At 55.9% G+C, this 17,498-nt stretch carries 19 protein-coding genes; 15 read left to right on the top strand and 4 right to left on the bottom strand.

Annotated features, from left to right (window positions below; all coding sequences use genetic code 11):
- The first annotated feature begins 95 nt into the window (after window positions 1-95).
- The 6 genes from RCA23_RS01880 to RCA23_RS01855 all read left to right on the top strand — a co-directional run bounded on the left by RCA23_RS01880 (window position 96) and on the right by RCA23_RS01855 (window position 6,698).
- Complete coding sequence (locus RCA23_RS01880; RefSeq protein ID WP_044048802.1) at window positions 96-1,025, top strand: LysR substrate-binding domain-containing protein; 930 nt, start codon at window positions 96-98, stop codon at window positions 1,023-1,025.
- 228 nt (window positions 1,026-1,253) lie between these two features.
- On the top strand, window positions 1,254-2,825 hold the full coding sequence (locus RCA23_RS01875; protein ID WP_081870862.1) for an ABC transporter substrate-binding protein: 1,572 nt from the start codon (window positions 1,254-1,256) through the stop codon (window positions 2,823-2,825).
- Between the two features lie 60 nt (window positions 2,826-2,885).
- Complete coding sequence (locus RCA23_RS01870; protein WP_044048801.1) at window positions 2,886-3,863, top strand: ABC transporter permease; 978 nt, start codon at window positions 2,886-2,888, stop codon at window positions 3,861-3,863.
- Window positions 3,860-4,741 (top strand): ABC transporter permease, encoded by an 882-nt coding sequence (locus tag RCA23_RS01865; protein ID WP_044048800.1) that lies wholly within the window; start codon window positions 3,860-3,862, stop codon window positions 4,739-4,741. Before RCA23_RS01870 ends, RCA23_RS01865 begins: the two co-directional genes overlap by 4 nt.
- Complete coding sequence (locus RCA23_RS01860) at window positions 4,738-5,727, top strand: ABC transporter ATP-binding protein (RefSeq protein ID WP_044048799.1); 990 nt, start codon at window positions 4,738-4,740, stop codon at window positions 5,725-5,727. Before RCA23_RS01865 ends, RCA23_RS01860 begins: the two co-directional genes overlap by 4 nt.
- On the top strand, window positions 5,727-6,698 hold the full coding sequence (locus RCA23_RS01855; RefSeq protein ID WP_044048798.1) for an ABC transporter ATP-binding protein: 972 nt from the start codon (window positions 5,727-5,729) through the stop codon (window positions 6,696-6,698). The genes RCA23_RS01860 and RCA23_RS01855 overlap by 1 nt, the downstream gene beginning before the upstream one ends.
- A gap of 22 nt (window positions 6,699-6,720) precedes the next feature.
- On the opposite strand, the gene RCA23_RS01850 is transcribed toward RCA23_RS01855, so the two are convergent.
- Window positions 6,721-7,125, bottom strand: a complete 405-nt coding sequence (locus RCA23_RS01850; RefSeq protein WP_052376978.1) for a hypothetical protein — start codon at window positions 7,123-7,125, stop codon at window positions 6,721-6,723.
- A gap of 90 nt (window positions 7,126-7,215) precedes the next feature.
- Here RCA23_RS01850 and cobO point away from each other — a divergent pair, with 90 nt between their 5' ends.
- The 3 genes from cobO to RCA23_RS01835 are packed head-to-tail and all read left to right on the top strand — an operon-like array spanning window position 7,216 to window position 8,554.
- Window positions 7,216-7,824, top strand: a complete 609-nt coding sequence (cobO, locus tag RCA23_RS01845; protein ID WP_044048797.1) for a cob(I)yrinic acid a,c-diamide adenosyltransferase — start codon at window positions 7,216-7,218, stop codon at window positions 7,822-7,824.
- Between the two features lie 20 nt (window positions 7,825-7,844).
- Window positions 7,845-8,192: a Lin0512 family protein gene (locus RCA23_RS01840; protein WP_044051183.1), complete on the top strand. Its 348-nt coding sequence runs from the start codon at window positions 7,845-7,847 to the stop codon at window positions 8,190-8,192.
- The gene (locus RCA23_RS01835) at window positions 8,189-8,554 is read left to right on the top strand and encodes a Lin0512 family protein (protein ID WP_044048796.1); all 366 of its coding nucleotides are present in this window, start codon (window positions 8,189-8,191) and stop codon (window positions 8,552-8,554) included. The genes RCA23_RS01840 and RCA23_RS01835 overlap by 4 nt, the downstream gene beginning before the upstream one ends.
- 20 nt (window positions 8,555-8,574) lie before the next feature.
- On the opposite strand, the gene RCA23_RS01830 is transcribed toward RCA23_RS01835, so the two are convergent.
- Window positions 8,575-8,985, bottom strand: coding sequence for a VOC family protein (locus RCA23_RS01830; RefSeq protein ID WP_044048795.1), 411 nt, complete (start codon window positions 8,983-8,985; stop codon window positions 8,575-8,577).
- Window positions 8,975-10,039, bottom strand: coding sequence for an NAD(P)/FAD-dependent oxidoreductase (locus RCA23_RS01825; RefSeq protein WP_347721369.1), 1,065 nt, complete (start codon window positions 10,037-10,039; stop codon window positions 8,975-8,977). Before RCA23_RS01825 ends, RCA23_RS01830 begins: the two co-directional genes overlap by 11 nt.
- Before the next feature lie 39 nt (window positions 10,040-10,078).
- Between RCA23_RS01825 and mnmC2 the strand changes: the two genes are divergently transcribed.
- Window positions 10,079-10,741 carry a tRNA (5-methylaminomethyl-2-thiouridine)(34)-methyltransferase MnmC2 gene (gene mnmC2, locus RCA23_RS01820; protein WP_044048794.1) on the top strand — a complete coding sequence of 221 codons (663 nt, stop codon included), beginning with the start codon at window positions 10,079-10,081 and terminating at the stop codon, window positions 10,739-10,741.
- Window positions 10,738-11,610 carry a DMT family transporter gene (locus RCA23_RS01815; protein ID WP_044048793.1) on the top strand — a complete coding sequence of 291 codons (873 nt, stop codon included), beginning with the start codon at window positions 10,738-10,740 and terminating at the stop codon, window positions 11,608-11,610. The genes mnmC2 and RCA23_RS01815 overlap by 4 nt, the downstream gene beginning before the upstream one ends.
- A gap of 47 nt (window positions 11,611-11,657) precedes the next feature.
- On the opposite strand, the gene RCA23_RS01810 is transcribed toward RCA23_RS01815, so the two are convergent.
- Window positions 11,658-13,652 carry a transglycosylase SLT domain-containing protein gene (locus RCA23_RS01810; protein ID WP_169701305.1) on the bottom strand — a complete coding sequence of 665 codons (1,995 nt, stop codon included), beginning with the start codon at window positions 13,650-13,652 and terminating at the stop codon, window positions 11,658-11,660.
- A 122-nt stretch (window positions 13,653-13,774) separates the two neighbouring features.
- On the opposite strand from RCA23_RS01810, the gene dapA reads away from it, so the two are divergent.
- From dapA to RCA23_RS01790, 4 genes are all read left to right on the top strand, one after another.
- On the top strand, window positions 13,775-14,647 hold the full coding sequence (dapA, locus tag RCA23_RS01805) for a 4-hydroxy-tetrahydrodipicolinate synthase (protein ID WP_044048792.1): 873 nt from the start codon (window positions 13,775-13,777) through the stop codon (window positions 14,645-14,647).
- 103 nt (window positions 14,648-14,750) lie between these two features.
- Window positions 14,751-15,227 (top strand): SsrA-binding protein SmpB, encoded by a 477-nt coding sequence (smpB, locus tag RCA23_RS01800; RefSeq protein ID WP_044048791.1) that lies wholly within the window; start codon window positions 14,751-14,753, stop codon window positions 15,225-15,227.
- Between the two features lie 87 nt (window positions 15,228-15,314).
- Window positions 15,315-16,172, top strand: coding sequence for a 3-mercaptopyruvate sulfurtransferase (gene sseA / locus RCA23_RS01795; RefSeq protein WP_044048790.1), 858 nt, complete (start codon window positions 15,315-15,317; stop codon window positions 16,170-16,172).
- The gene (locus RCA23_RS01790; protein WP_044048789.1) at window positions 16,172-17,356 is read left to right on the top strand and encodes an amino acid aminotransferase; all 1,185 of its coding nucleotides are present in this window, start codon (window positions 16,172-16,174) and stop codon (window positions 17,354-17,356) included. Before sseA ends, RCA23_RS01790 begins: the two co-directional genes overlap by 1 nt.
- Window positions 17,357-17,498: the final 142 nt, after the last annotated feature.

Here is a 17,498-nt window from a genome sequence, read left to right as displayed (position 1 = left end):
AATTTGACGGTCACGGAAAAAGGTAAAGAGGTTTTATTATTTGGAAAAATAGATTTAACTGTCCTCAATGAACTTTTTTTTGGGGGAATGGTCGGTTGAATTTCACACTCAAACAATTGCGCTATGTCGAGGCAGCAGGGCGGCTTGGATCCATCGCCAAGGCCGCCGTTGAAGTTTCGATATCGCAATCCTCGATCACCGCGTCGATTGATGCATTGGAAGCCTCGTTGGACTATGCATTATTCGTCCGCACCCCTGCCAAGGGCATCACCCCAACATCTGCGGGCCGCGAGGCTTTGCAGCTGATCCGCACCTATTTAAACCAAACCCGGCAGTTCGAGTCCGAATTGCAATCGCAAGGCGGAGATGACGCCGGTTTGGTGCGTATTGCCTGCTACGCCACCGCTGCACCGACGTTTTTGCCGCCAATCTTGAAATCGATCACCGAAAATTTTCCTGGTATTTCCGTGAAAGTGATGGAGGGCAATATGATGGCAATCTTAGATTATCTGGACAACGGCGAAGTTGATTTGGTCTTCACCTATGACCGGCATGTGCCTCCGGCACAGGCCTTTGAGCCGCTTTTCCCTGCTCCACCCTATGCCCTAATCTCCAAATCAGATACGGCCAGCCAGCTGCCGGCAATTTCCTTTGAGCAATTGAGCAAAAGACCCATGATCATGCTCGACCTGCCCTATACGCGCGACTATTTTCTGGGGTTGTTCCGGACCCGCGGCTTGGAACCTGACCTGGCCCATTCCACAAGATCCTCAGAAATTGCCCAAGCCTTGGTTGAAGGAGATTTTGGCTATACTTTGTTAAACATCCGGCCACGCACCTATAGCGCAAAAGACAGCCGATTTAGCGCCGTGCCCATATCAGACTCCTCTCACGTGCCGGTTTTCGGCATCGCGACGCTCAGCAATCTGCGCCAACCTAAAAACGTACGCTCCTTTATCAAGATCTGCACGCAGCTGCGCGACGAGGGGGTATTTGACAGCTGCACAGTCTCTGCACCCACCTAGGGCAGATCTAAACATAACCCACCGCTTGGCGCGACAGCTGGGCGGGTTGCTTTGCAGAGGTTTATTAAAGCTTAAAATCAGAGATCTGGAGGCTTGGCTCATGATGGCACCGCCACCATAAACCTCTAAAAATTGTAGTAAGGAAGACCAATTAATCTGTTTTCTGTAAAAAACACCTTGGTCTAGGCTTGGCTCAATAAAAAGCAAAAATAACTCGGAGGTCCAACAATGAAACATATCTTAAAATCCATGCTCACGGCGACCGCCGCTGTCGCCATATTGGCCAGTGGAGCCATTGCAGAGGATGCCCCACGCAAGGGCGGCACCTTGATCACAGTCATGGCAACCAATGTGCGCAACCTCAATCCTGCGGTGCAATCGGGCATCGTGACCGGCTACCCTGGTGCACAATTGTTTGCCGCGCCCCTGCGCTATGACGAAGATTGGACCCCACAGCCCTATCTTGCCAAAAGCTGGGACGTGAGCGAGGATGGTCTGACCGTCACTCTCAACCTCGTCGATAATGCGGTGTTCCATGATGGCACGCCGATCACATCTGAAGATGTGGCCTTTTCCGTCGATACGATCAAAGCCCATCACCCGTTCAAATCTATGTTTGCTCCAGTCGTGTCCGTTGATACGCCCGATGCCCATACGGCAGTGCTGAACCTCAGCAAGCCGCATCCGGCGCTGATGCTCGCCATGTCCGGACAATTGATGGCCATTATTCCAAAGCATATCTATGGCGATGGACAAGACCCGAAAACCCACCCCCGCAACACCGAAAACGTTGTTGGCTCTGGCCCATTCAAACTGGTTGAGTATAAATCTGGCGAACATGTGATCCTGGAAAGATTTGATGACTTTTTCATTGAAGGCCGGCCCTATCTCGACAAGGTGGTCATGCGGATCATCACCGACCCGGCCGCGCGGGCCATCGCTTATGAGAATGGCGAGGTTCATATGGGCGCCTTCGAGTCTCTGCCCCGCATCATCAACCGCCTTAAGAAAGTCGACAGCCTGACCGTAACCGATGAAGGTTATGGCGGCATTGGTCCGCTTGATTGGCTGGCGATGAACACCACAAAAGGTCCATTAGCCGATGTTAATGTGCGCAAGGCCATTGCCTATGCGGTCGACAAGAACTTCATCCACAAGGCTTTGATGCAGGGCACGGCCTCGGATTCCAAAACTGGCATCCATCCCGACAGCCCATTTTACAATGCCAATGTGGAAGGCTACGATCTCGACCTGGATAAATCACGGGCCTTGCTCGATGCCGCGGGCTATCCAATGCAGGGCGACTCGCGCTTTAGCCTGACAATTGATTTTGGCTGGCCCGGCGTAAAGCCACAGGTTGAATATGTCAAAGCAGCCTTGAAGAAGGTCGGCATCGATGTAGAAGTCCGCGCCTCTGCTGATTTCCCCACCTGGGCGGCCCGCATGGGAGAAATGGACTTCGATATGTCCTGGGATACAGTGTTTAACTGGGGTGATCCTGTGATTGGCGTCCACCGGACCTATTCCTCCGACAATATTGCCAAAGGTGTTTGGTCCAATACGCAGGGCTATTCCAACGCCCGTGTCGATGAGCTGATCGCCATGGCAGCGGTGGAAACAGACCCCGCCAAGCGCACGGCACTATATGCAGAGTTCCAAGAGATCATCGCAGATGAGGTGCCTGTTTATCACACAAACACCCTGCCCTATCACACCGTCTATAACGACAATGTGGGCAATCCACCGCTGGGCATTTGGGGCACATCAACACCGATTGATATGACCTACCTCAAAAAGTAACCTCCCCCGCGCGGGCCGCGCAAAACCGGCCCGCGCATCTTTTCAAGTAAGGCGAAGACTTTGGGCATTTTACGCACCATTATCATCCGCGTTCTCTATGCCGCCGCATTGCTGTTTGCGGTCTTGGTGCTGAATTTCTCACTCATGCATCTGGCGCCTGGCGATGTGGCCGATACCATCAGCCAATCTATGGGCGGGGCAGATCAAGAAATTCTTGATGAGATCCGCGTGAGCTACGGGCTTGATCAACCCTTCATCGTGCAGCTGGGAAAATACATTGCCAATGTGGCTCAGTTTGATTTGGGCTATTCGTTCTTTTACAATCAACCAGTCAGCCGATTGATCCTTGAACGCCTGCCAGCCACGTTGCTCTTGGTCCTTACGGCGCAGATTGCCGCCCTAATCATCGGCGTTGTTCTGGGTGTCATCTCAGCGCGCAAGCCCAAAGGCATCTCCAACTATGTCGTGACATTCCTGGCGCTGTTTGGCTATTCCGCCCCCGTCTTTTGGACCGGTATTTTGCTGCTCATCACTTTTTCGCTCAACGTGCATTGGTTCCCGGTCGCTGGCATGCGTGACGTGACCGTGGAAGGTGGATTTTGGACCCATTTTGTGGATGTTGCGCGGCATTTGGTTCTGCCCGCCGTCACACTTGGCTCCATCTTTCTCGCGCTCTATTCGCGCCTATCGCGCGCCTCAATGATGGAAGTCTTGGGCTCCGACTACATTCGCACCGCCAAGGCCAAAGGCCTAAGCGATCATCAGGTGGTCTATAAACATGCGCTGAAAAATGCGCTCTCACCGGTGATAACCTTGGCGGGCCTGCAGTTTTCCGCAGTGCTCTCGGGCGCGGTGCTGGTCGAGGCTGTATTCAGCTGGCCAGGCCTTGGCACCCTCGCCTTCCAATCCATCATCGCCCGCGATACGCCCACAATTCTTGGCATTCTTTTCTTCTCAGCTTTGGTGGTGATTGTCGGAAATTTGCTCACCGATCTGGCGCTGCGGCTTGTCGATCCACGCGTGGGAGGCCGCAAATGACCCGTCCAGAAATCCACGAAGAAGAAACGCCGCAGGCCCAGCACCCTGTTACAGAAAGCTGGGCGATGTTTCGCAAGAATACGGCCGCTGTTGCCGCTTTGGCGCTTCTCATCCTGATCACCTTCGGCGCGATCTTTGGCCCTGCGCTCTATCCCACAGATCCCTTCGAAATGGTCTGGGCGCCGTTCTCCCCTCCCGGCGAGGAAGGGTTCTTGCTGGGCACCGACTATCTCGGACGCGATCTGTTGGCGATGATCATCAATGGCGCCAAAGTATCCCTGATGATCGGCCTTTCGGCGGCGCTGATGACTGTGATCATTGGCGTCACAGTGGGCGCCCTTGCCGGGTTTTATCGCGGAATTGTGGAAGAGGTGCTCATGCGGATCACGGAATTTTTCCAAGTGTTGCCAACCTTGCTGTTTTCGATGGTCTTGGTGGCGCTCTTCGGAGCCTCGCTGCCGATGATCACCTTTGCCATAGGCATCGTCAGCTGGACCGCCGTGGCTCGGATCACGCGCTCAGAATTTCTGCGCATCCGCGAGCTGGAATATGTTATGGCCTCGCGGGCCTCGGGCGCGTCCAACATGAAACTGATGTTTCGCGTGATCCTGCCCAACGCCCTTCCGCCGATCATCGTGCAATCGGCGCTTATGGTCGGATCGGCAATCCTTTTTGAAGCGGGCCTGTCTTTCCTTGGCCTGACCGATCCCAATGTCGTCAGCTGGGGGCAAATCATTGGCTCCAATCGCCAATATATTCTGGATGCAGGCTATACGGTCACCATCCCCGGCGTTGCTATTTTTGTGACGGTGCTGGCGATTTCTTTGGTTGGAGATGGGTTGAACGACGCGCTGAACCCAAAGTTGAGGCAAAGATGATGCGCCCACTTTTAGACGTTCAAAACCTCACCATTGAATTGACCACACGCGACGGGGTTGCCCCTGTCATCGATGATCTCTCCTTCAGCTTAAACGCGGGCGAAACCCTAAGCTTTGTCGGCGAAAGCGGCTGCGGCAAGTCGATGACGGCATTGGCGCTCATGGGGCTTTTACCCGCCAATGTTGGCCGTATTGCCAGCGGGCATATTTTGTTTGAAGACGAGGACCTGGCACAGGCCAGCGATGCCCGACTGCGCAAAATTCGCGGCAATGACATCTCTATGATTTTCCAAGAGCCAATGACCTCCCTCAATCCGGTACTGACCATCGGGGAGCAAATTGCAGAAGTGCTGCGCGCGCATCAAGGACTCTCACGCAAAGCGGCCTGGGAACAGGCCATCGCGCTATTGGATGCGGTGCGCATCCCCAACCCCAAGGGCCGCGCCGGCGATTACCCGTTTCAAATGTCCGGCGGGCAACGGCAAAGGGCGATGATCGCAATGGCTCTGGCCTGTGCCCCCAAAATTTTGATCGCGGACGAGCCGACAACGGCGCTGGATGTCACCGTTCAGGCGCAAATTTTTGATCTGCTGGGCGATTTGCGCAAGCAAACCGGTGCGGCCATTATTTTGATCACCCATGACATGGGCGCGGTTGCGGAAATGGCGGAGCGGATGATCGTCATGTATGCGGGACGCAAGGCTGAGTTGGGACCGGTCGATCAGATCATCGATCACCCCCGTCACCCTTATACCAAAGGGTTGATTGAATGCGTGCCGCATATTCAAAGCGAATTGAGCTCAACCCGTCATGATTTGGTAGAGGTGCCCGGTATTGTGCCCAGCCTGCGAGAATTTGGCAAAGACCAATGCCTCTTTGCCTCCCGCTGTCGCTATCTCACAGAGGCCTGTTTGGCCGGCCGGCCAAAGCCGAAGGAATTCGCCAATGCGCAATCCGCCGATTGCTGGCATGCGGAGGAGCTGTGATGTCTGATCTTTTGAATGTCGACAATCTCACCGTCAGATTTGAAGTCAAGCGCGGCGGCGGCTGGGGCAAGAAATCCTATCTCTATGCGGTCGATGACATCTCCTTTGCCGTCAAAAAAGGCGAAACCCTCGCCATTGTTGGCGAAAGCGGATCGGGCAAAACGACGGCTGCGCTGGCTGTTGCGCGCTTGGTTAAAGCGCATAGTGGCTCAGTGTGCCTTGGCGGTGAAGATGTGCTACAAACCCAAGACGAGGACCTACGCGCCTTCCGCCAAAAAGTGCAATTCATCTTCCAAGACCCCTATTCCAGCCTCAATCCGCGCCAGCGGGCGGAGGCGATTGTACGCGAGCCTTTAGACAGCCTATCCAACAAGTCGGCGGCAGAGAAAACCCAGATTGTTGAGGGTTTATTCCAAGCGGTGGGTCTGCGGCCCGAACAACAACGGCTTTTCCCGCATCAATTCTCAGGCGGTCAACGCCAACGCATTGGCATTGCACGCGCTCTGGCCACCCAGCCCGAGTTAATTATCTGCGATGAGCCCGTATCCGCCTTGGATGTGGCGGTGCAGGCGCAAATATTGAACCTGCTGCGCAAACTGCAAAAAGACTTTGGCTTGACCTATTTATTTATCAGCCATGATCTCGGCGTGGTGCAGCACATGAGTGACAGCATCGCGGTGATGTATATGGGCCGGATCGTTGAGCATGCAGACCGCATGAGTTTGTTCACAGCGCCGCGCCATCCCTATACGCAAGCGCTGCTCTCTGCGGTTCCCACCGTCGACCGGGTGAAACGGGCCAGCCAAAAACGCATTTTGATCCCAGGCGATCCACCGGACCCGGTAAACCTGCCCAAAGGCTGCCGCTTCGCCAATCGCTGCCCAGTGGCGCAAGAGCTCTGCCATCAGCAGGAGCCCGCGTTGATATCAGACGACAATGGGCATCGCACCGCCTGCCATTTGGTGTCCTGACTACGCAGCACAAAAGCGCGCATTACCCGCCCGGCACCGCCACCGGATAAATTTCGTCACAAATCATAACCCCCGGCGTGGTCTCAAAGATGCTGCAATCCAGTGAGCGCCGTTGCGGCAAAGGGTTGCTGCGCCGCGGGATGTCGCACTTCAGCCGTGCCTGCATTACAACCTGGTCGCCCTGCATGGAATAGGGACGCAGTTTGCAACCGCTGGCCGCTTCAAATGCGCGGGCGAACCGAGCGGCTGTATAGTTCAAACTTGGCGCCCATTCGCGATTGATACGGATCGCTTCGGCCCGATCCCCAACCATGCGCACATCGAAAACCGATTTACCGACGATCACCCGCTGCGCCGGCACACCGGAAAACTCAAAGGAAGGCGTATTGCAGGCCAAAAGCGGCAGGAGCATCCAAAGAAAGCGCATAAACCGACACTGCCAAGACATGGTTAACAAAGCCTTGCTTGCGTCCCTCCCCCAAGGCGATAAACTGACGCAAAATTACAGGAGCCCACCATGAGTGAAGATGTTGATCGCCATGCCATGAAAATGGCTAAGAAAAAAGCCGCGCGTGACAAGATCATGGCAACCAAGACGGATGAAAAAGGCTTGGTGATCGTCCATACCGGCAAGGGCAAGGGCAAATCCTCCGCAGCCTTCAATATGATTTTCCGCCACATTGCTCATAAGCGTAAATGTGCCGTGGTGCAGTTCATCAAAGGCGGAATGAGCACGGGCGAGCGGGATCTAATCTTAGAGCATTTCACCGATCTTTGCGCCTTTCATACCATGGGCGAGGGATTCACTTGGGAAACCCAAGACAAAACCCGCGACACCGAAATGGCGCAGGCCGCTTGGGCCAAAGCCAAAGAGCTGATCAGGGATGAAAGCAATCACATGGTGCTTTTGGATGAGATCAATATCGCTCTGCGTTATGACTATCTTGATATCCAGGAGGTCATCGCCTTTTTGCGCGATGAAAAACCGCCCATGACCCATGTGGTGCTCACTGGGCGCAACGCCCATGCAGATTTGATTGAAGCGGCCGATTTGGTGACGGAAATGGAGCTGATCAAACACCCCTTCCGTTCAGGCATCAAGGCGCAAATCGGCGTTGAATTTTAAAATAAAGTGAGGGCATGACCATGGCCGTAAAACGATTGCTGACAGAGTTTGGCATGGGCGCCTCCCTGCGCCGGCAAGATTACACACAAGCGGCAGTGCGCGGCGTCAAGGACGCGCTGTGGCACAATTCGATCAACCTGGCAGAATTATTCGGCAAGGCCAAAAAGGATATGCTGATTGATGTGGAAGTGGCCGTTCAAAATCCCGCTTCAGTAGATGTCAACGCCGTGGCAGAGATCTTCCCCTATGGGCAAGTGCAGGTCACAGTCGTCCCGGGTGGTCTTGATGTGCCGCGGCCAGATGGGCTGCCCACGGTGATGGCAAATGTCGCGATTTCTGTTTCCTTAGATTTGAAGGTGGCCTCATGAGCGATCAAAGATTCATTATCGAAATGGGCATAGGCAATGATCAATATGGTCAGGATTATACCAAAGCCGCAGGCCGCGCGATTGAAGACGCTTTTCGCCATTCCGCTATTCCGATGTTCCAAGCCCTGGAACCCACGCTTGGCCTTACCCCGCAAGAGATGCGTGTTCAGGTGACCATAGGTGTCCAAGACCCGGCGCAAGTGGACACAAAAGCGCTGGCAGAAACCCTGCCACGCGGTCGCGCCGAGGTGCGCGCCGTTTTTGGGGGGCAAAATGTGACCAATCCAGATACCGGCAATGTCATCGTCATTGCCACTGCAGCGATTGAGGCTTTCCTGCCCTACCAAGGCGACCGCACATAGGGGCCACTCCAGGAATTCTTCTAAATCTGGTTGGCAATTTCCAGAAGATTTCCATCCGGGTCACGGATATAAAGCGAGACAATTGGACCAAGCGCCCCACTGCGCTGGACAGGCCCATCTAGCACCCTTTGCCCACAGGCTTCGAAATATGCGGACCATTCATCCAGTGGGATTGGCGACAAAAAGCACAGATCCGCCGCCCCGGCCCGCGGCTCTGCCGCATGGGGCGCAAAAGGGGCTTGTGCCGGATGCAAATTGATTTTTTGCGCGCCAAAGGCCAAGGCCCAACGCCGGCTGCCATCAGCCGCTTGAAATTCAAGCGGCTGCAGTCCCAAGATGTCGCGATAAAACGCGACGCTTGCAGCCACATCCGTCACCGTCAAGACCAGGTGATCTAGGCTGGCAACTATGGGGGGAGTTTTATGTATCATTTTTGCGCCTCAAACTTGCCGCCGCTCTAAAATCATCCGGGATCTGATCCTCACCATCCAAGATAAGCGCGGTCATCACTTGCGCAATCTTTGGAGCCATCCCAAAGCCAATTTTAAACCCGCCATTGGCGATAAACCAATCCGAATGAACCGGATGCTGGCCCAACATAGGCGCGCGGGAAAAAGCCCGGGGCCTCACCCCGGCCCAGCGTTCGATAACAGGGGCGCAGCGCAACTCAGGAAATAATCGCTTGGCCTTGGCAATCAAGTCATCAAGCTGGCCGTCGGTCTGATCTGGAGACTTAAAATACCGCTCACTGGTCGATCCAATGGCCACTGTGCCATCCAAATGCGGCACCACATGCAGCCCCTCTGCAAAGAGCTGCGCCGCACCGGGGCGGGCCAGATCTAACAAGGCCGCTTGCCCCTTAACCCCATTGCCGATCTCTGTGCCAAGAACTTGTGACAACTCGAGCAAGCCGCGCCAGCCACGCGCATCCACAATCGCACCTTGGCGTGCACCCGCGGCTGTGATCACCCCGCCAAGCTCCAACACCGCCTGCCCCAGAGCTTTGGTGGCCTGACGCGGGTGAATATGGGCCGAAAGCGTATCACGCACCAGCTGCCCCGATGCAGAAGGGGGCGCCCAAGGCCCGGCTTTGCTGGCTGAAATGACCTCCCAAACCGCCGCATCACCCCAATTTGTCTCAGCATCTCCAATGCGTGATAGCGCAAGAGCAATCAATCTTTCTTCATTGATCGGTTGCAGCCGCCCATGATTGGCATAGCCGGTCGGCAGACCCGATATCCGCTCCACCTCAGGCCAAAATTCACGGGCAAGCAGCAGGCTTTCCAGCTGGAATTGCTTTTTGGGCAGCCATAGATCGGGCGTATGGGGCGCCAAAGCTCCAACCAGCCCGCCACTGGCCCCCTGCGCCACACCATTGGGATCAATCACCCGCACCCGCGCCCCCCGTTGCGCGGCACAGAACGCAATCGACAGACCAAACACTCCGGCCCCGAGAATCGTTACATCAGCAGTTGCCAAAATCATCGCCCTTCTGCATGGTCGTGAAAATACTTAGGGTAGACCATGCTCAACCACCAGCCCCATAGCATAGAATGGCGCGCAGACACGCCCTTCTCCACAAAATTTGATGACCCTTACTTCTCGCTCGACGATGGGCTGGCGGAAACCGAGCATGTGTTTCTCGCAGGCAATCATCTGCCCGAGCGCTATTGCGATGGATTCCATATCGCCGAATTGGGGTTTGGCACGGGGTTGAACCTGTTAGTCTCCTTGGCCGCTTGGCGACGATCAGGGCAGTTCGGTGTTTTGCACTACACGAGCTTTGAAGCCTTCCCTTTGTCGCCAGATCAAATGATCGCAGCCCATAAAGCCTTTGCCCCGCTACAAGAGCTCGCCAGAGAATTGGCCCCCCTGTGGGGCAGCCGCATCACCCTGCCTGATCTGCACTTTGAGTTGATTTTGGGAGACGCCCGCGACACCCTGCCCGAATGGTCAGGCCAGGCAGATGCTTGGTTTTTAGATGGGTTTTCTCCTGCCAAAAACCCAGAGCTTTGGGAAGCCAGCCTCATGGCCGAGGTCGCCGCACATACCAAAACGGGCGGAAGCTGCGCCACCTATACGGCCGCAGGCTTTGTCCGCCGCGGGTTGCAAGCGGGTGGATTTGAGGTCACCCGTTGCCCTGGCTTTGGCCGCAAAAGACACATGACGCAGGGATTTAAACCGTGAGTGCCGGCACCAATACACGGCTTGGCGTTCTGCTCATGGTTGCGACCACCATGATCTTCGCGCTGCAAGATGGTTTGAGCCTGCACCTCTCCTCGACCTACAACGTCTATATGGTTGTCATGGTGCGCTACTGGTTCTTTGCCGCTTTCGTCATGACTGTTTCGGCCAAACAAGCCGGGGGATTGCGCAATGCGGCGCGCACCAAACAGCCCGCACTTCAGGCCTTCCGCGGGGTGCTCTTGGCCGCAGAAATCTGCGTGATGGTCACCGGCTTTACCCTGCTCGGTATGGTGGAAAGCCTGGCAATTTTCTCAGCCTATACGCTCATCGTCGCAGCGCTCTCGGGCCCCATTCTCGGCGAGACAGTCGGTTGGCGGCGTTGGCTCGCGATTGCCGTGGGGTTTTGCGGGGTTTTGGTGATCTTAAAGCCGGGCTTCGGGGTCTTCTCCCCCTATGCGATCATTCCTTTTTTCGCGGCTTTCATGTTCGCCCTTTATAGCCTGCTCACGCGCTATGTCGCTCGCCTCGACAGCACCGCAACCAGTTTCTTTTGGACCGGCGTCATGGGGTGCCTGTTGATGAGTGTCATTGGCGCTTTTCATTTTGAGAATATGAGCCCCAGCGACTGGGGCTTGATGCTCTGCCTGTGCTGCACTGGGTCCGTGGGGCATTGGCTGCTCATTCGCTGCTATGAGGTGGCCGAGGCCAGCGCCGTACAACCCTTCACCTATCTGCAATTGGTGTTCGGCGCCTCCATCGGCGTTTTGGTTTTTGGTGAGGTGGTGCGTCCGAATGTGGCCATCGGCGCTCTTTTGGTTGTCGCTGCCGGACTGTTCACCCTCTGGCGCGCAAGAGTGGCCAAAAGCTAAGCCGCGCGCTGCTAAGGCAGCACCTGGGCGGTTGTGGGGCGACGGCGTTACCGGCTGACCGGGCGCAGAGAAACCGCGGGAGCGGCAAAAATCGGCTCTGGGTTATAGGCACCTTTCAGTTCCTGCAAAAACTGCAAAGGCACCGCCTGCCCCGCCAGACGCGCACGATAATTGGGCAGGCTTTCCGTCACCCGCATGACGTAATTGCGAGTCTCGCTAAACGGAATTTGCTCAATCCAATCGATCACATCTACCTCTGGCGACCGCGGATCTCCAAGTTTGGCCGTCCAAGCATGGGCGCGGCTGGGGCCTGCATTATAGGCGGCGGCAATATGGACGGGGCTGTTGCCGAATTCTTCGGTCAGCTCCTCAAGATACCGAATGCCGATTGTCGCATTGTAATCTGGATCTTTGAGCATCCTGCTGCGCGAATAGCCTATCCCCAGCTTGCCCGCCATTTCCTTGGCTGTTCGAGGCATGACCTGCATCAAGCCCAGCGCCCCAACCCCTGAGATTGCACCGGCAAAAAATTCGCTTTCCCGACGCGCAATCGCCAAAGCCAACTCGGGCGCGATTGTGTCGGGCCGCATCAGTCGGGAGGTGAGCGGATAGAAATGCCGCTCCATCATCGTGCCATAGCGCGAGGCGCGCTTGCCCAGCATGAGCTCCAGATAAGGGTGGCCCAGCTCTTCGGCCATGCGCCCCATTTGCGCGAGCCCCTGCGGGCTTTGACTTTCGGCCAAATGGGTCAAAAATCGCACGCCAAACCGCGAACGATCGACCTGAATCAACAAGATCCCAGCCTCATAGACGCTGGACTTCACAAACTCTACCCGCCGCCACTCTGTTACCAGCTCATTTCCGGCTAAACTGGATTGCATCGGCAGGCGCGCCTCTTGGGCGGCCAGCAATCCATAAAACGAGGTTTGATAGCCCGCGCCTTGGACAAAGGCCTGCTGCGCCTTGTCCGCTTGGCCCATGGCCCTCAAGGCCCGACCTTGCCAATAATAGGTGCGGCCCAGTGAAATTTCGCTGCCCACAGCTGATCCATGGTTTTTGAAATGCACCAAAGCCGTCTCAGGGCGCTTCAATTTTCGCAAAGCGATAAAGCCCGCCAGCCACTCTAGGGCCGCATAGTCATCTCCCGGCGCCAAATGGTGATTTGCGGCCAGATCATAGGCCTTTGCATAATCCCCATCCCACAGGAAATCCCGCGCAAAGGACATGCGCCGGCTGGCCCATTTCGCCGGTCGTCCCAAAGCCAGGGCGGAGGAGGATCGTTGCAACATCAGATCGATGGCGCCATCCCTTAGCCCGCGCGCAAGGCGCCATTGAAACCGGTCATAGGCCAACCCGGGATCGGATTTCAGGGGTTTGGGCACATTGGCCAGCAGAGGCGTGACGCCGTTTTCTTTCTTTTGCAGCGCTATTCGAGCCTTGGCCAAATGCGCCTGCCCAGCGTTGACGCGCTCAAGCAATCGTTCAGCACCGGTCACATCGCCCTGCCAGAGCAACTGATCCAAGCGTGAGTCATGCAGGCTTTCCAAATGCGGCCCAAACATCTCGAGATACTCGTCCTCGAGGCTCCTCAGCATGCTGAAACTGCTCCAGCCCCATTGGGCCGCTGTAATTGCTGCCGCCTTCTGCCCCGTTTTATGGAGCGCCTGCGCCAGTCGCAAAGAGCCCTTCGCGGTCTTCGGCGGAGTGTCCGAGAAAAAGGCAATCACATCCTGCGGCGCGGCATCGGCCTCAATAGTGGCCTCAGAGCGCTTTCGCAAATAGGGTAGACCCGGCCAATCGGGGCGGCGGTGCAAAAACTCAATGGCTTGTGAAAATTGACCACGCCCAGCGCGCAGACGATCCCATTGAATGAGATCAACAGCCACCTGCCCTGCCGGCGCCGCCAGACGCAGCGCCTCGTCCCATTTGCCCTTCGCTTGCGCCGCATAGGCCGCACGCACAGAGGCCAGCGCCGCCGCGTCTTGTGCCGAGGCCGAGGTTGCAAAACACAAAGTGACCACAAGAAAAAGGATAATACGCATAGCGCCCAACTTGCGCTCTGAGACAAAAACTTTCAATCGCAAATCTTGGCAAATCCGGCGCGGCAAGCTAGTGTCCGCCGACGACTGCCCGGGCACTCATGCCCCAGATGAAAGGAAGCGCTATGATTACAGGATCTCTGCCTGCACTTGTCACGCCGTTTGCAAACGGCAAAGTGGATATTGATGCGCTCAAGAAGCTGGTCGATTGGCATATTGACCAAGGCAGCCATGGGTTGGTGCCAGTGGGCACAACCGGGGAAAGCCCGACCTTGACCCATGAAGAGCATGACAGGGTTGTGGAAGTTGTGGTTGCCCAGGCGGCCGGACGGGTTCCGGTGATTGCCGGTGCAGGCTCCAACAATACCGCCGAAACCGTGCGCCTGGTCAAAGCGGCCAAAGAGGCGGGCGCCACTGCGGCTTTGGTGGTAACCCCCTATTACAACAAACCCACGCAGGCCGGGTTGAAGGCACATTTTCTGGCCGCGGCCGACTGCGGCATGGATATAATCATCTACAATATCCCCGGCCGTTCCGCGGTGGATATGAGTGTTGAAACCATGGGCGAGCTGGCCGCTCACAAACATATCATTGGCGTCAAAGATGCCACAGGGGATCTGTCGCGCGTTCCAAAACAGCGCCTTACCTGCGGTGAAGATTTTGTCCAACTCTCGGGCGAAGATGCAACGGCCCTAGGCTTCAACGCCCATGGCGGCATCGGGTGTATCTCGGTGACGGCCAATATGGCCCCGGCGCTTTGCGCGCAAATGCAAGAGGCCACTTTGGCTGGCGATTATGAAACCGCGCTCAAAATTACCGATAATTTGATGCCGCTGCATCTCGCCACATTCCAAGAACCCGGTCTGGTCAGCGCCAAATACGGTCTGTCCAAGTTGGGGCTGTGCACGCAAGAGGTGCGCTCACCTTTGGTTGGCTTGAGCGATGACGCCAAATCCGCCATGGACGCCGCCCTGCGCTATGCGGGTTTGATCGACTAAGCCCACTGCCCCCAAGCCATTAACGTGGTTTGGGGATCTTGCTTGCGCAATACTCGGCTGGCCCATTGGCAAGCCGATCTGCCCTACCTATATAGGCGGCATCATGGCCCAAACGAAATCAGATCCCAATTATCGAATCATCGCTGAATACCGCCGCGCGCGGTACGACTATGCGATTGAGAGCGATATCGAATGCGGCGTCATGCTCATGGGGTCGGAGGTGAAATCTCTGCGGGAGAAATCTGGCAACATCGCCGAAAGCTACGCGGCGGTTGAAGAGGGGGAGCTGTGGTTGGTGAACTCCTATATCGCCCCCTATGAGCAAGCACAGACCTGGGGTCATGTGGAAAAGCGTCGTCGCAAATTGCTGGTTTCCAAACGCGAGCTGTCGCGGCTTTGGAATGCCACGCAACGCGAGGGAATGACGCTTGTGCCATTGGTGATGTATTTCAACCATGTGGGCCGGGTGAAAATCAAATTGGGCATCGCCAAGGGCAAAAAGAACCATGATAAACGCGCCACTGAGGCCAAACGCGACTGGGGCCGGCAAAAACAACGTCTCTTGAAGCAAGGCATCTAAAGCGCCGCAGCTGCAAACTATAGGCCTTGCCCCTCTTGTTTTGTTGCCCCGCAGCCGTTAAATCCAAAGCCATCCCAAGGGGGCTGCATGGCACAAGACGATCCCAAGACACTTGTCTCGACACAATGGCTCAAGAACAATTTGAAACATCCCGACCTGCGCGTTCTGGATGCAAGCTGGCATTTGCCAAACGAAGACCGCAATGGTTTCGCTGAATTTGAAATAGGCCATATTCCGGGCGCACGGTTCTTTGACATCGATGATATTTCCGATCATCGCTCCAGCCTGCCGCATATGGTGCCGCCGGTTGAAAAATTCATGTCTCGTGTGCGCGCCCTGGGTGTTGGCGATGGGCATCAAATCGTGGTCTATGATTCTAAGGGCCTGTTTTCAGCCGCGCGGGTCTGGTGGCTCTTTCGCATGATGGGGCATGATTCAATTGCCGTTCTGGATGGCGGCCTGCCAAAATGGATTGCAGATGGCAATCCGGTCGACACAGGCGCCCCAATCATTCGCGATCGCCACATGACCGTGCAACCGCGCCCCCATATGGTGCGCGACGTCACACAGGTCGCCCATGCCGCCAAATTGCGCGATCATGAGATTATTGACGCCCGCGCCGCCGCAAGGTTTCGCGGAGATGCGCCGGAACCGCGCCAAGGCTTGCGGGCCGGCCATATTCCAGGCTCAAAAAATCTTCCCTTCACCCAAGTTCTCAACGGTGATCATACGATGAAAACCACAGCCGAGCTGAACGAAGAGTTTCGCAAAGCTGGGGTGGATTTATCCAAGCCTGCGATTACAACCTGCGGATCTGGTGTCACGGCTGCCGTGTTATCGCTGGCCCTCGAACGCATCGGCAAGACCGATCACGCGCTTTATGACGGGAGCTGGACCGAATGGGGCCAGTTCCCAACCCTCAATGTTGCCACTGGAGATAGCTGATGCTCAGCAACCTAACCGCCCAACCACAAGATAAAATCTTGGCCCTCATGGCCGCTTACCGCGCCGATCCACGGGAGACCAAGATCGACCTCGGCGTTGGGGTTTATAAAGACGCCACAGGCGCAACTCCGGTGATGCGCGCGATCAAATCTGCAGAAGAGCTCTTGTGGAAAACTCAGGAGACCAAAGCCTACGTCGGATTGGCCGGAGATCCCGCATTTTCTGCGGCGATGATAGATTTGGTTCTGGGTGGAACAGTGGACGCAGATCGCCTTTCAGCCGTCGCCACTCCAGGCGGCACAGGGGCCGTGCGCCAAGCTCTTGAGCTGGTGAAAATCGCAGCGCCAAGGGCTACGGTTTGGCTGTCCAATCCGACTTGGCCCAACCATCCTTCCATCGTCAAATATCTTGGTATGCCCCTGGCAGAGTATCGCTATTTTGACTCGCAAACGGGCGATGTGGATTTTGACGCCATGCTGGCGGATATCAAAGCCATTCCCGCCGGCGATATCGTCTTGCTGCATGGGTGTTGCCATAATCCAACCGGGGCAAACCTAAGCGCAGAGCAAGAAGATCAGATCATCGCAGCCCTAGCGGCCAATGGCGCTATTCCATTTGTTGACATCGCCTATCAAGGCTTCGGAGATGGGCTCGAAGACGATGCGCGCTTCACCCGCAAGATTGCCAGCCAATTGCCCGAGTGCCTGATTGCAGCCAGCTGCTCAAAGAATTTTGGCATCTACCGCGAGCGCACTGGAATTTTAATGGCCATCTCGCCATCCGCCTCACTTCAGGCAGTCACCCAAGGCAATATGGCCTTTTTGAACCGTCAAAACTTCTCCTTTCCACCCGATCACGGCGCGCGGCTGGTTACGATGATTTTGGGCGATACCGGGCTACGCAGCACCTGGTCCAGCGAGCTGGAAGATACCCGCCTAAGCATGCTCAACCTGCGCCAACAGCTGGCCGATGAGCTGCGCCAGCGGACAAATTCAGACCGTTTCGATTTCATCGCAAAGCATCGCGGCATGTTCTCGCGCTTGGGGGTTTCTCCTGAAGTGGTCGAAACCATTCGCGCGGATAATGGCGTGTATATGGTCGTTGACAGCCGGATCAATATTGCCGGGCTCAACGCGCATACCGTGCCAATTTTGGCACAGGCTTTGGCCACGGCCCTCAAGTAAAAGTCATAAAATGACGCGCTTCTGGCGGCATTGCGGCTGCCAGAAGGTTTAAATTTCCAAACCTCATTGAAAGCCAAGACAGCCGGCGATGGTCAATTATCGCCGAGCGTGCCAAACTGGGCTCAACAAATTCATTCCAGCG

This window comes from Planktomarina temperata RCA23, from assembly GCF_000738435.1.
Classification (GTDB): domain Bacteria; phylum Pseudomonadota; class Alphaproteobacteria; order Rhodobacterales; family Rhodobacteraceae; genus Planktomarina; species Planktomarina temperata.
This window is presented reverse-complemented; position numbering and strand designations above follow the sequence as displayed.

Excerpts from the sequence above, each read along its gene's own strand:
- RCA23_RS01875 (WP_081870862.1), top strand. The coding sequence starts at position 1,254 with ATGAAACATATCTTAAAATCCATGCTCACGGCGACCGCCGCTGTCGCC.
- RCA23_RS01865 (WP_044048800.1), top strand. The coding sequence starts at position 3,860 with ATGACCCGTCCAGAAATCCACGAAGAAGAAACGCCGCAGGCCCAGCAC.
- RCA23_RS01860 (WP_044048799.1), top strand. The coding sequence starts at position 4,738 with ATGATGCGCCCACTTTTAGACGTTCAAAACCTCACCATTGAATTGACC.
- RCA23_RS01855 (WP_044048798.1), top strand. The coding sequence starts at position 5,727 with ATGTCTGATCTTTTGAATGTCGACAATCTCACCGTCAGATTTGAAGTC.
- RCA23_RS01850 (WP_052376978.1), bottom strand. The coding sequence starts at position 7,125 with ATGCGCTTTCTTTGGATGCTCCTGCCGCTTTTGGCCTGCAATACGCCT.
- cobO (WP_044048797.1), top strand. The coding sequence starts at position 7,216 with ATGAGTGAAGATGTTGATCGCCATGCCATGAAAATGGCTAAGAAAAAA.
- RCA23_RS01840 (WP_044051183.1), top strand. The coding sequence starts at position 7,845 with ATGGCCGTAAAACGATTGCTGACAGAGTTTGGCATGGGCGCCTCCCTG.
- RCA23_RS01835 (WP_044048796.1), top strand. The coding sequence starts at position 8,189 with ATGAGCGATCAAAGATTCATTATCGAAATGGGCATAGGCAATGATCAA.
- RCA23_RS01830 (WP_044048795.1), bottom strand. The coding sequence starts at position 8,985 with ATGATACATAAAACTCCCCCCATAGTTGCCAGCCTAGATCACCTGGTC.
- RCA23_RS01825 (WP_347721369.1), bottom strand. The coding sequence starts at position 10,039 with ATGATTTTGGCAACTGCTGATGTAACGATTCTCGGGGCCGGAGTGTTT.
- mnmC2 (WP_044048794.1), top strand. The coding sequence starts at position 10,079 with ATGCTCAACCACCAGCCCCATAGCATAGAATGGCGCGCAGACACGCCC.
- RCA23_RS01810 (WP_169701305.1), bottom strand. The coding sequence starts at position 13,652 with ATGCGTATTATCCTTTTTCTTGTGGTCACTTTGTGTTTTGCAACCTCG.
- dapA (WP_044048792.1), top strand. The coding sequence starts at position 13,775 with ATGATTACAGGATCTCTGCCTGCACTTGTCACGCCGTTTGCAAACGGC.
- smpB (WP_044048791.1), top strand. The coding sequence starts at position 14,751 with ATGGCCCAAACGAAATCAGATCCCAATTATCGAATCATCGCTGAATAC.
- sseA (WP_044048790.1), top strand. The coding sequence starts at position 15,315 with ATGGCACAAGACGATCCCAAGACACTTGTCTCGACACAATGGCTCAAG.
- RCA23_RS01790 (WP_044048789.1), top strand. The coding sequence starts at position 16,172 with ATGCTCAGCAACCTAACCGCCCAACCACAAGATAAAATCTTGGCCCTC.